The organism is Congzhengia minquanensis (assembly GCF_014384785.1).
In the GTDB taxonomy this organism is placed as follows: domain Bacteria; phylum Bacillota; class Clostridia; order UBA1381; family UBA9506; genus Congzhengia; species Congzhengia minquanensis.
Genome location: NZ_JACRSU010000004.1, coordinates 33,271 through 45,082 on the forward strand (window position 1 = coordinate 33,271; position 11,812 = coordinate 45,082).

Annotated in this window: 10 protein-coding genes; 2 read left to right on the plus strand and 8 right to left on the minus strand. The window is 42.2% G+C overall.

Going from position 1 to position 11,812, the window contains the following annotated elements:
- Window positions 1-6 precede the first annotated feature (6 nt).
- Entirely contained in the window at window positions 7-1,311 is a 1,305-nt protein-coding gene (locus H8698_RS10380; RefSeq protein ID WP_249313437.1) for a CCA tRNA nucleotidyltransferase, read from the minus strand.
- A 213-nt stretch (window positions 1,312-1,524) separates the two neighbouring features.
- Between H8698_RS10380 and rny the strand changes: the two genes are divergently transcribed.
- A complete protein-coding gene (gene rny / locus H8698_RS10385; protein WP_249313438.1) occupies window positions 1,525-3,087 on the plus strand; it encodes a ribonuclease Y in 1,563 nt (520 codons plus the stop codon).
- 104 nt (window positions 3,088-3,191) lie between these two features.
- Here rny and H8698_RS10390 read toward each other — a convergent pair whose 3' ends face one another.
- Complete coding sequence (locus tag H8698_RS10390; RefSeq protein WP_249313439.1) at window positions 3,192-4,241, minus strand: Gfo/Idh/MocA family protein; 1,050 nt, start codon at window positions 4,239-4,241, stop codon at window positions 3,192-3,194.
- The gene (locus H8698_RS10395; protein WP_177678491.1) at window positions 4,241-5,032 is read right to left on the minus strand and encodes a ThuA domain-containing protein; all 792 of its coding nucleotides are present in this window, start codon (window positions 5,030-5,032) and stop codon (window positions 4,241-4,243) included. The genes H8698_RS10390 and H8698_RS10395 overlap by 1 nt, the downstream gene beginning before the upstream one ends.
- 141 nt (window positions 5,033-5,173) lie before the next feature.
- Here H8698_RS10395 and H8698_RS10400 point away from each other — a divergent pair, with 141 nt between their 5' ends.
- The gene (locus H8698_RS10400; protein ID WP_249313440.1) at window positions 5,174-6,001 is read left to right on the plus strand and encodes an AraC family transcriptional regulator; all 828 of its coding nucleotides are present in this window, start codon (window positions 5,174-5,176) and stop codon (window positions 5,999-6,001) included.
- Window positions 6,002-6,060: 59 nt separating this feature from the next.
- Here the strand turns inward: H8698_RS10400 and H8698_RS10405 are convergent, their stop codons facing one another.
- The 5 genes from H8698_RS10405 to guaB all read right to left on the minus strand — a co-directional run bounded on the left by H8698_RS10405 (window position 6,061) and on the right by guaB (window position 11,635).
- A complete protein-coding gene (locus H8698_RS10405; RefSeq protein ID WP_249313441.1) occupies window positions 6,061-7,179 on the minus strand; it encodes a uroporphyrinogen decarboxylase family protein in 1,119 nt (372 codons plus the stop codon).
- A gap of 55 nt (window positions 7,180-7,234) precedes the next feature.
- Window positions 7,235-7,771: a GNAT family N-acetyltransferase gene (locus H8698_RS10410; protein WP_249313442.1), complete on the minus strand. Its 537-nt coding sequence runs from the start codon at window positions 7,769-7,771 to the stop codon at window positions 7,235-7,237.
- Entirely contained in the window at window positions 7,768-8,115 is a 348-nt protein-coding gene (locus tag H8698_RS10415; RefSeq protein ID WP_249313644.1) for a Spx/MgsR family RNA polymerase-binding regulatory protein, read from the minus strand. The genes H8698_RS10410 and H8698_RS10415 overlap by 4 nt, the downstream gene beginning before the upstream one ends.
- A 61-nt stretch (window positions 8,116-8,176) precedes the next feature.
- A complete protein-coding gene (locus H8698_RS10420) occupies window positions 8,177-10,150 on the minus strand; it encodes a DNA gyrase/topoisomerase IV subunit B (protein WP_249313443.1) in 1,974 nt (657 codons plus the stop codon).
- Window positions 10,151-10,180: 30 nt separating this feature from the next.
- Window positions 10,181-11,635, minus strand: a complete 1,455-nt coding sequence (gene guaB, locus H8698_RS10425; RefSeq protein WP_283245463.1) for an IMP dehydrogenase — start codon at window positions 11,633-11,635, stop codon at window positions 10,181-10,183.
- Between the last annotated feature and the right edge of the window lie 177 nt (window positions 11,636-11,812).

Below are 11,812 nucleotides of genomic sequence, written 5' to 3' on the forward strand. Positions count from 1 at the left end.
AATTTATTATTTTATTTTTTTCAATAAAATTTCTTTTTGGTTGTCTTCCGGGTGGTCAATCACATGGTATAACAAAAAGGATAACGCCTTGCCAATTTGTTTTCCTTCAAGTCCCAAAGCTTTTAAATCATTGCCGTTAACTGCAAGATGTTTTAATGAAAAAGACTCCTTGTCTTCTTTTATTTGACGGTAAAGCCGCTCAATTTCATCATATGTTTCAAGGCGCGGAGCGGTAAGCGCAAAATTCTGTGCTTTGCAGTCCGCCCTCTTTAAATTGATCAGGTCTAAAAAAATGTCGTCCCCAACGTCATTTACCGCGCGCTTAATATATTTTTTTTCCGGTAAAATCTGTCTGTCATGAAATTTTATCAGCCGCAGTATTTTACTTTTATCTGCGTTGCTGAACTTATACCTGTTACAAAAATCCTCCGCAAGCGCGACGCTTAACTTCGCATGATTGCGAAAGCTGTCGCTCCCATCAGGATTTTTTCCCTTTGTACCGGGCTTTCCCCAGTCATGCATCAAAGCGCTGAACCGAAGGTAGGATTTTTTCTCCAAAAACTGTGCCGCCGTTAAACTGTGGGTTCCCACGTCATAAATGTGCCATTTAATGTTTTGGGGCGTATCAAAGCATTTGCATAGTTCAGGCATAATGAACCGCAAAATTCCAACATCATAAAGCGTTTTTATTTGTTCCAAATGGTCAGACAACAAAATTTTTGTAATCTCTGCAATCACCCGTTCCGCACTTAAATTTTGAACCAAAGCGGCGTTTTTTTGAATGGAAGCCAGAGTTTTTTCTTCAATTTTAAAATCCTTTTGTGCAGCAAAGCGCACAGCCCGCAGCATTCTAAGTGCGTCTTCTAAAAACCTTGTGTCAGGGTCGCCGACACATTTTATGCATTTGTTTTTCAAATCCTTAGCGCCGCCAAAGGGGTCAATAAATCCCTCTGTTTCGTTATAGGCCATGGCGTTCACCGTAAAATCCCGGCGGGCAAGATCCTCTGTAATGGATTTTGTAAAGGTCACATGCTCCGGCCAGCGGTGGTCTTTATAATCACCGTCACAGCGGAACGTGGTCACCTCAAAAATTCCGCCGTCTAATAAAATACTGACGGTTCCGTGCTGAATTCCCGTGTCAACTGTTTTTTGAAACAGCCGTTTTATGTCTTTGGGAAGTGCCGAAGTGCAAATGTCCCAGTCTGATGGAACTGTATTTAACAGGCTGTCCCGAACGCAGCCGCCGACGGCATAGGCGAAAAATCCGTTTTTTATGAACGTGTTAATAATGCGGTTCACCGTGTTTGGCATCTTTATTTTCGTTGCGCCCGCCTCCTTTTTCTTTTATCATATCCATTATATAGAAAATCAAAACACAGGTCAAGGGGCCAGACGTGAAATAAATAATTGAAAAATATTGACAGTTTGCCAAAAAGATTGTATAATAAAAGTGTGTTTTTATATTAAGGTAGTATAAAAGTGCTTTTTAAACAATAATAGGAGAAGGAGGTAAAGTTATAGGAAATGAATGATTTAACACTAATCATAATATGTGCTGCCGCACTTGTTTTGATTATTGTTGCGTGGGTTATCGCATTTAAAATGGGCGACGCTTCCAGAAAAAAGAAAGACGAAGCAGAAATCGGTTCTGCTGAAGCAGAAGCAAAACGGATTATTGAAGCTGCCAAAAAAGAAGGCGAAAGCAAGAAAAAAGAAGCCATTTTAGAGGCAAAAGAAGAAAACCATAAATCAAGACAAGAGCTTGATAAGGAAATAAAAGACAGGCGCAACGAGATTTCAAGGCAGGAGCGGAGAATTCAGCAAAAGGAAGAAAATCTCGATAAAAAAACAGATGCCATCGAGAAAAAAGAAGAAGCTTTAAGCAAAAAGGATAAAGACCTTGATGCACTGCGGGAAGAAATTGAAAAGATAAAACAAAAAGAGTTAAACATGTTAGAGCAGCTTGCCGGTTTGTCGAAAGACGAAGCAAAACAGTATTTACTGGAAAAGCTTGAAAACGAAGTGAAGCACGAAGCGGCAATTATGGTGAAAGACATTGAAGCTCAGGCAAAAGAAAACGCCGAAAAAACAGCGAAAAACATTATTGCGGGCGCCATTCAGAAATGTGCGGCCGACCATGTTGCAGAAGCAACTGTTTCCGTCGTGAACCTGCCCAATGAGGAAATGAAAGGCAGAATTATCGGCCGTGAGGGACGTAACATCAGAACGCTGGAAACACTCACCGGAATTGATTTAATTATCGACGATACGCCGGAGGCGGTTATCCTTTCAGGGTTCGACCCGGTAAGGCGTGAAATTGCAAGACTATCGCTGGAAAAACTCATTGTTGACGGCAGAATTCACCCGGCAAGAATTGAGGAGATGTATGAAAAGGCGAAAAAAGAAGTTGAAACACAAATTAAGCAGGAGGGTGAAAACGCAACGTTTGAAACCGGCGTTCACGGCCTGCATCCTGAAATTATTAAACTTTTGGGCAAACTGCGGTTCCGCACCAGCTATGGACAAAATGTGCTGAAACATTCCATTGAGGTGTCCCACATAGCAGGCCTTATTGCAGGCGAGCTGGGAGCCGACATTACCATGGCAAAACGGGCAGGGCTTTTGCACGATTTGGGTAAAGCTGCCGACCATGAAATGGAAGGCTCACACGTTACCATTGGTGCAGACCTTGCGAAAAAATATAAAGAGAGCAAAGATATTGTCCACGCGATTATGGCGCACCACGGCGATATTGAAGCAACCACAGTGGTTGCAGTTATCGTTCAGGCGGCAGATGCAATTTCAGCGGCGCGGCCGGGTGCAAGAAGAGAGAATATCGAATCGTACATAAAGCGCCTTGAAAAGCTTGAGGAAATCGCAAATTCCTTTGAGGGCGTTGAAAAATCATTTGCAATCCAGGCTGGCAGAGAAGTCAGAATTATGGTTAGTCCTGAAAATATTAAGGACGACAGCATCACACTCATTGCCCGCGACATCGTTAAGAAAATCGAAAATGAACTGGAATATCCGGGGCAGATTAAAGTTAACGTAATTCGTGAAACAAGAGCAGTTGAGTACGCAAAATAGCGTTAAAAATTGAAATATATATAGAGTGATTAAGTGAAATAATTATACTCAATATAGATTTGGGCACCCCCGTTATTTTCGGGGGTGCCGTTTTTTAAGTGTTTTTATATTAAATCAACCCATTGTTTGTTTTCTGAGGATAAAAGCAATGCATCTAAAATCTTTTGACATTTTAAACCGTCCGCAATGGTGGGTAAAAGTGAACATTCTTTACCGTTTAACAAGTCTATGAACATTTGCTCCTGGGAAATAGAGAATCTTTTGGGAACCTTAATCTCGTGCATTCCACAGCTTTCGGTATCAATCTCGCCCAAACAGACCTGTAAGATATCCGTCCGGGTTAAATCAAATGAAATTACGCCCTTCGTACCGAATATTTGATATTTGATTGTGTTGTTGTGACCGATTGCACATCTTGTGATGGAAAATGTACCAGTAACACCGTTTTCAAAATCAACAAGAAAGTTACAATAATCATCGGTTTCAACAGCTCCTAATTCCTTGCTGCCTTCTTTTGGACGTTCTTTTATAACAATGCCGCAAGTTGCACATACACGTTTCATTTCGCCAATTAAAAGCTGGGCCATATCAATCAAGTGCACGCCTAAATCACCTAAAACACCAGTTCCTGCATATTTTTTTATAAAACGCCATTCTAACCGACGGTCTTTTGAAAAGGCACTGGATTTTAAATACTCCACATTTACGCTAATAATTTTGCCAAGCATTCCTTTATCTAAAATTTCTTTTGCATACCGCACCGCAGGCATGAATCTGTAAGAAAAGCACATCATATTCGGCACGGTAGGATTGGCAGCAAAAGAGTTTAACTTACTTGCCTCACCAAAGTTAACCGACAGCGGTTTTTCAACATTTACCGCTTTACCAGCGGCAATAGCATCTTGTGCCATTTTTACGTGAAGATAATTCGGTGTACAAATTTCCACAGCATCCACTTTTTCACAGTTGATTAAATCCAAGTAGTTTTCAAATTGAAGTTCCGGCGGAATATGATATTTTTTACCTGTTTGACGCAGTCGTTTTTTATCAATGTCGCAAATGGCGCATAGCTGTCCGCCGTTGCTTTCTAAAATCTGAGGAATGTGTGTGCTGTTAGCAATTCCTCCAACTCCAATAATTCCAATGTTTACCATTATACATCCTCCAGTTTATACAAGTTTTCATGTTTTTTCACACTTTCATCTGCGTCTTCATATTTATTGGATATATTTTCTAATGCATCAAAATATCCAAAAGAGGGGGTCGGTCCGTTTGAAGGTTTTGCCCATTCTATCGCATTTTTTAATATTTGAATGATATCTTTACGATAAAAAGTTGGGTATGCTTCGTGTCCGGGACGAAAATAAAATATTTTGCCAAGTCCCCGCTTATAGCAACAACCGCTTCTGAAAACCTCTCCACCGGAAAACCAGCTAATGAACACCAATTCATCAGGTGTTGGTATATCAAATCGTTCGCCATACGTTTCTTCTTGCGGCAGATCAATATATTCCGGCAGGTTCCGCGAAATTGGGTGAGAAGGCTCAATAATCCAAATTCGTTCTTTTTCATCATTTTCACGCCACTTAGAGCGGCAGCACGTTCCCATTAACTTCACAAACGGCTTGGATAAATGTCCGGAGTGGAGCACAATCAGTCCCATGCCGGCTAATACCCGTTGCTTCACTCTCTCCGCCACAACATCAGAAACTTTTTCGTGGGCAATATGCCCCCACCAGATTAAAACGTCGGTGCTGTTTAAAACTTCATTTGAAAGCCCGTGATCCGGCATATCAAGAGTTGCAGTTCTAACTTGCATTGTTTCCTCACTTCGCAGAATTTGCGCAATTGCGCCGTGAATTCCTTGAGGATATATTTTTGTAATGGCCTCCTCTTTTTTTTCATGAATAAATTCATTCCAAACTGTAACATTAATTTTTGACATAAATAAACCTCCTTTTAACTGTATTATATAGTGATAAAAGCAACAATACAATGTATTTTACACGCTGAAAATTGTATTTTTCGCTTCTTTATGATTGATTTTCAGAAAAACTTGTGATACAGTAAAACTGAGGTGAATGAAATGAATTGTGTAAAAATGGAACAGCTTATTTCAATTGATTATCACATAATAAATGTTTTTGCAATGAACCAATGCTGGGAAAATAATCATGTGTTTGATACGGTGTTTCATACAGGGCGGCCTACATCAGCTCTTTTATATGTAGAAGACTGCACTGCAGAATATATCTTAGATAACAATAAGCGATTTTTTGTTAAAAAGGGCGAAATTGTGTATATTCCTCAGGGGGCAAAATATAAAACGGTTTTTCATCATACGATTAAGGGGAAAACATCATCTATGCTGATTGAATTTACTACCACAGATTTAAGTGGAATGCCATTTGTTTTCTGTTCCCATATTATGAAGCTATCAGATGTACAGGGGATCAATAAAACATTGTTTATAGAAATTATTAGCTTATATCTTTCGCCGGTCCAGTCACTTGCCATGATAAAGTCGATATTATACAAGTTTTTATCAGAATTAAGCGACGCACGTAGATTAAAAAATATTAATTCAAAAGAATTTTCACAGATTGCAAAAGGAATTCTTTACCTTGAAAACAACATATCTTTTGACAAAAGCATTGCAGAAATTGCTGCTATGTGTCATGTAAGCACTAGCTGCTTCAGAAGACTCTTTAAAAAATATTCCGGGCTTCCCCCTGTACAATACCAAATTGGTGTAAAGGTAGATTATGCAAAAAAATTACTGCTGAGCAATACCATGACGGTAAGTGAAATATCAGAAAGACTTGGTTTTCAGGACCTGCCTTATTTTTGTAAATTCTTTAAAAAACACACCGGCACGACAGCTAAGGAATATTTAGCACTGAGCAAAAAATAAAACAGCTAAAAAAAACCGATGCAGCAAAATGCTGCATCGGTAATATGAAGAATCATATATCATTTCATACCAAACATTTTTTCTTTTAAATCAAGATAATATAAATAGTTTTCAACGGAAACATCAGGAGGGCAGCGATGGTCGCAAAAAGGAATATATCCCCCGCGGGCAACCAGTCTTTCGACACTTTTTAAATAATCTTTTATGGCGTCTTTTCCCGCCTTTAACTGCATTTTATCAATGCCGCCCATAATCATCAGGTCACGGCCATATTCGTCTAACAGCTCTGCCGGGTGTGCGCAGCTGTTTACCTCATAAGGGAACAGGCAGTTAATTCCGCCCTCCAGCAAATACGGCAATATTGGCCTTACATCTCCGTCACAGTCCGTATACCAAACGTCAATGCCATATTCTTTCAGTTTTTTGTTAATTCTTTTATATCTGGGCATAACCACCTCTTTAAAGAAATTAACAGAAACAATCGGGCCGTTTTTATAGCAGATATCCTCCCAGCCAGAAGCAAAATCAAAGTCAAAATGAGGAAGCACTTGGTCTAAAAAGTCTTCTATGAGCACACAGCGCGTTTCCACCATATCCTCCACCATGTCTGGATAATCGTAGCACGCATAGGCAGTGCCTTCAAATGTAAGCATATCGCGGATTCTTCCGATCATTGAGCCGCAGTCAACGCCTAAGGCATAATCGCGGTCAGCAGGATGCTTTTGTTTCAGCGCTGCTATATCCACTTTTCTTGCAGGGTCGTTGCGCACAAATTTTTCTTCCTTCACTCTTTTCCAGTCTTCGGGAGTGACAATGGAAGATTTCATGTAGTGCGGAATGGAGGCCGAGCCCTTTGTAACCTCTGCTAAAAGACCGTCGGTGTTTTGCATAATCACTGTTCTTTCGCGGTCTTCAATCACTTTTTCTTCAAAGGTTGGGTGTAAGTCGCACACGCCGCCGACAATTTCGAAACGGTCAAAAGAGAAAAACTCTGCAGCCTGCTCGTTTGACCGAATTCCGTTGTCAACAAAAATATCCCAAAGATCAAAGTTTTCGTCCCAATATCCAAATTCCATGTTAAAGCATCTGTCAACGCTTTTATAATGCATTTGCCTGTTAAACCGCTCGCGGTCGGTCATGGTGCCGTTCCACTTGCTGCGAATATGTTTTATGGCCATTTTATGAACCTCCGGCATATTTCATTTTTATAATCCTTTTATACCACACCGGTGTTCAATTGTCAATTGTAATGCAGTTTTTTTCCGTTTTAAACAGCAGGTGGGGCATATCCATATTATAATAATGTTTTACAATTTTCCCGCAAACTTTCATTCCGTTGCGCTTTGCCACGTTCTGTGAGGCAAGATTGTTGTCGCGGATTATAGAATATACCTCTTTTGCCCCAAGCACCTGAAAGGCATAATTTTTGCAGGCAATTGCGGCTTCTGTGGCATAGCCCTTGTGCCAAAACGCTTTTTGAAACAGATAGCCCACCTCTAAAACTTCCTTGTCATCGGCATTTTGCAGTGTCAGGCCGCACTGGCCAATCATTTCACCGGTTTCTTTTAAAACCACTGCCCAAAGTCCAAAGCCGTCTTTTTCATAACGGGTCAGGTTTTTATCGAGCCACTCGGCGACTTCTTCATCAGAAAAAGCATGCTCATAGGCATACATCACCTCTGTGTCCTGAAGAATTTTACACAGAGCTGGAAAATCGTCCTTTGTCATTTCCCGCAAACTTAACCGCTGGGTTTCTAATATTGCTTTCATAACAGCTTCTCCCATTCACTTTCTTTAAACCCCACCAAAACGGTGTTTTCATTAATTAAAATTGGCCGTTTCACCAGCATTCCGTCGGTGGAGAGCAGTTTCAGCTGTTCCTCCTCGCTGAATTCAGGCAGTTTATCCTTTAGCTGCATGGACTTATACAAAAGCCCGCTGGTGTTAAAAAAACGTTTCAGCGGCAGGCCGCTTTGTTTGTGCCATTGGGAAAGCTCCTCATAGGTAGGGTTGTTTTGCTTAATGTCCCGCACATCAAACTCCAAACCGTGCTGCTCTAACCATTTTTCTGCTTTTTGGCAGGTGGAGCATTTCGGGTAACAAATAAAATGAATCATAAAAACACCTCTTTCATAATATGAGAATGACCGGCACAATGCCGGTCACATTTTTCGTTTAACTAATGTCCGCTAAGTCGAGAAATTTATGGCCGAATTCCGCAATGAATTCTTTTCTGGCCTGCAAATTGTCTCCAAGCAAAACATCAAACATTTCAAAGGTTTTTCCTGCGTCGTCATAGGTAACGCGAACCAGCCGCCTGGTTTCGGGGTTCATGGTGGTTTGCCACATCATTTCCGGCTCGTTTTCACCAAGCCCCTTTGAGCGCTGAATTTTGTACTTTTTGCTGCCCAGCTTTTCGGTGATTTCCTGTTTTTCCATTTCGTTAAATGCAAAATAGGTGTCTTTCCCGCAGGTAATTTCAAACAGCGGGGATTCAGCGATATACACCTTACCCTCCTTAATCAGCGTGGGCATTAAAACATAAATCATGGTGAGAATCAGCGTTCTGATCTGATAGCCGTCTACGTCGGCGTCGGTGCAGATGATAACCTTGCTCCAGCGCAGATTGTCCAAATCGAACGTGGACATGTCTTTCGAGTGCTTGCTTTTAATCTCAATGCCACACCCTAACACCTTCACCAAATCCGTAATGATGTCGTTTTTAAAAATTTTACCGTAGTCCGCCTTTAGGCAGTTTAAAATCTTTCCGCGGACGGGAATAATTGCCTGAAATTCTGCGTCGCGTCCCTTTTTGCAGGAGCCTAAGGCAGAGTCACCCTCCACAATGTAAATTTCCCGCCGGTCAATGTCCTTCGTGCGGCAGTTAATGAACTTGCTAATGCGGTTGGTCATATCTAAAGTGCCGGTCAGGTTCTTTTTCGCCGCCACCCTTGCCTTTTCGGCGCTTTCCCGGCTGCGCTTGTTAATTAAAACCTGCTGGGCAATTTTTTCCGCCGCCTCTTTGTTTTCAATGAGGCAAACCTCAATCTGCTCCCTTAAAACCTCTGTCATGGCCTCTTGAATGAACTTGTTGGTAATGGACTTTTTCGTCTGGTTTTCGTAGCTTGTAACGGTGGAAAAGGAGTTTGAAACGAGGATTAAGCTGTCGGATATGTCCACAAAGCTGATTTTGCTTTCGCTTTTGTTATATTTATTGTTATTTTTTAAATATTTGTCCAAAACCGAAACAAAGGCGCTTTTCACCGCCTTGTCCGGCGCGCCGCCGTGCTCTAAAAAGCTGGAGTTGTGGTAATATTCAATCATATTAATCTCGTTGTTAAAGCAAAAGGCAAACTGCATTTTTACATTATAGTCAGGTTTGTCCTCCCGGTCGCGCCCCCGGCGCTGTGCATCGAAGGTGAATACGGGGGTAAATTCCTTTCCGGCAGAAATTTCTTTCACATAGTCCATAATGCCGTTTTCATATAGATATTCATACATATCCCAGCCGTCCGCCGTCTGGTTATACAAGATAAACTTAATGCCGGAATTTACAACTGACTGGCGTTTTAACACGTCCTGAAAATATTCCAAAGGGATGTTAATGTCGGTGAATACCTCTGTGTCGGGCCGCCATTTAATGGTGCTCCCCGTTTTTTTTGATTTTACCTCCTCAACCACAAGCTCGCCTGCCGGGTTGCCCTTTTCAAAGTGCATGGAATATTTTTTTCCGCCATACTGCACATTCACGTCCATATAAGACGAGCTGTACTGTGTGGCGCAGGTGCCCAGACCGTTTAACCCTAAGCTGTATTCATAGTTTTCGCCGCTGTTGTTTTTATATTTTCCGCCGGCATAAAGCTCACAAAACACCAGCTCCCAGTTGTAGCGCTTCTCATTTTCATTATACCCCATAGGAATTCCGCGCCCGTTGTCCTTCACCTCGATCGACTTGTCCGCAAAGCGGGTAATCTCAATTTCCTTCCCAAACCCTTCTCTTGCTTCGTCAATTGCATTTGACAAAATCTCAAAAAACGAATGTTCACAGCCGTCAATCCCGTCGGAGCCGAAAATAACGCCGGGACGGAGGCGCACACGGTCTGCGCCCTTTAAAGACGATATGCTGTTGTCACCATACTTTTTTTTCATTCAGTTCAGCCTTTCAAAATTAATGAAACATTACGATTGCACACTGTAGTTCGGCGATTCCTTCGTAATGGAAATATCGTGAGGGTGGCTTTCTTTTAAGCCGGCCCCGGTAATTTTAATAAATTTTCCGTTTTTCTTTAAATCCTCAACTGTTTTCGTGCCGCAGTAACCCATACCGGAACGCAGACCTCCCATCAGCTGATAAACTGTGTCGGCCACCGCGCCTTTAAACGGAACGCGGCCCTCAACACCTTCGGGAACCAGTTTTTTCGTGTTTGTCTGGAAATAACGGTCTTTCGAGCCGACCTCCATGGCGGCAATGGAGCCCATGCCGCGGTAAACCTTAAACTTTCTGCCCTGATAAATTTCTTCCACGCCGGGGCTTTCCTCGCAGCCGGCAAACAGGCTGCCAATCATAATCACATTTGCACCTGCCGCAATGGCCTTGGGTAAATCGCCGGAATATTTAATTCCGCCGTCTGCAATTGCAGGAATACCATATTTGTCTGCAACCTCATATACGTCTGAAATCGCCGTAATCTGCGGCACGCCAATGCCTGCAACAATTCTGGTGGTGCAGATGGAGCCGGGCCCAATGCCAACCTTCACTGCGTCTGCCCCCGCCTTAATCAGGCACTCCGCCGCTTCGCCCGTGGCAATGTTGCCTGCAATTAAAGAAATATCCGGAAACTTATTTTTTACCAGTTCCACAGCTTTTATAATGTTTGCGCTGTGGCCGTGGGCCGAGTCTAACACAAAGCAGTCTACCTTTGCGTCGTAAAGGGCGCCGGCCCGGTCTAACACGTCTTTTGTCACGCCCAGCGCCGCGCCGACTAACAGCCTTCCGTTGGCATCTTTTGCGGAGTTGGGATATTTTACGCTTTTTTCAATGTCTTTAATGGTGATTAAACCCTTGAGCATGCCGCTGCCATCCACAATGGGCAGCTTTTCAATTTTGTGTTTTCTTAAAATTTCCTGCGCTTCCGTAAGCGTGGTGCCCTCCGGAGCAGTAACCAGGTTTTCCTTGGTCATCACTTCGCTGATTTTTCTTGAAAAATCGGTTTCAAACCGCAAATCCCGGTTGGTCAAAATGCCAACCAGCTTGCCGTTTTCGCAAATGGGAACGCCGGAAATCCGATATTTGCCCATCAAATTGTCGGCGTCCTCCAATGTGCGCTCGGGCGTCAAATAGAACGGGTCAATGATAATGCCGTGTTCCGAACGTTTTACCTTGTCCACCTCGGTGGCCTGGGCCTCAATGGTCATGTTTTTATGAATAATGCCAATGCCGCCCTCCCTGGCCATTGCAATTGCCATTGCCGATTCTGTTACCGTGTCCATTGCCGCACTCATCAGCGGAATGTTGAGTTTAATATTTTTTGTAAGCTGCGTAGACAGCTCCACCATATCGGGGGTAACTTCACTTTTTTGAGGAACCAGCAATACGTCGTCGAATGTCAGCCCTTCTTTAATCACCTTGTTCATCATTTTGCACCCTTTCTCAATTTGTAGTCAGTTTTGTTTGAAAAAAGCTTATAACTCTACCTTTTTACCATATAGTATAACAAAGTTCAATGTCAAAATCAAGGAAAACTTTGCACTGCACGAAATTTAAAATTAAAGGAAATGTAATGAGATATTCACATTTTTGTGGTATGCTAA

Excerpts from the sequence above, each read along its gene's own strand:
- H8698_RS10380 (WP_249313437.1), bottom strand. The coding sequence starts at position 1,311 with ATGCCAAACACGGTGAACCGCATTATTAACACGTTCATAAAAAACGGA.
- rny (WP_249313438.1), top strand. The coding sequence starts at position 1,525 with ATGAATGATTTAACACTAATCATAATATGTGCTGCCGCACTTGTTTTG.
- H8698_RS10390 (WP_249313439.1), bottom strand. The coding sequence starts at position 4,241 with ATGGTAAACATTGGAATTATTGGAGTTGGAGGAATTGCTAACAGCACA.
- H8698_RS10395 (WP_177678491.1), bottom strand. The coding sequence starts at position 5,032 with ATGTCAAAAATTAATGTTACAGTTTGGAATGAATTTATTCATGAAAAA.
- H8698_RS10400 (WP_249313440.1), top strand. The coding sequence starts at position 5,174 with ATGAATTGTGTAAAAATGGAACAGCTTATTTCAATTGATTATCACATA.
- H8698_RS10405 (WP_249313441.1), bottom strand. The coding sequence starts at position 7,179 with ATGGCCATAAAACATATTCGCAGCAAGTGGAACGGCACCATGACCGAC.
- H8698_RS10410 (WP_249313442.1), bottom strand. The coding sequence starts at position 7,771 with ATGAAAGCAATATTAGAAACCCAGCGGTTAAGTTTGCGGGAAATGACA.
- H8698_RS10420 (WP_249313443.1), bottom strand. The coding sequence starts at position 10,150 with ATGAAAAAAAAGTATGGTGACAACAGCATATCGTCTTTAAAGGGCGCA.
- guaB (WP_283245463.1), bottom strand. The coding sequence starts at position 11,635 with ATGAACAAGGTGATTAAAGAAGGGCTGACATTCGACGACGTATTGCTG.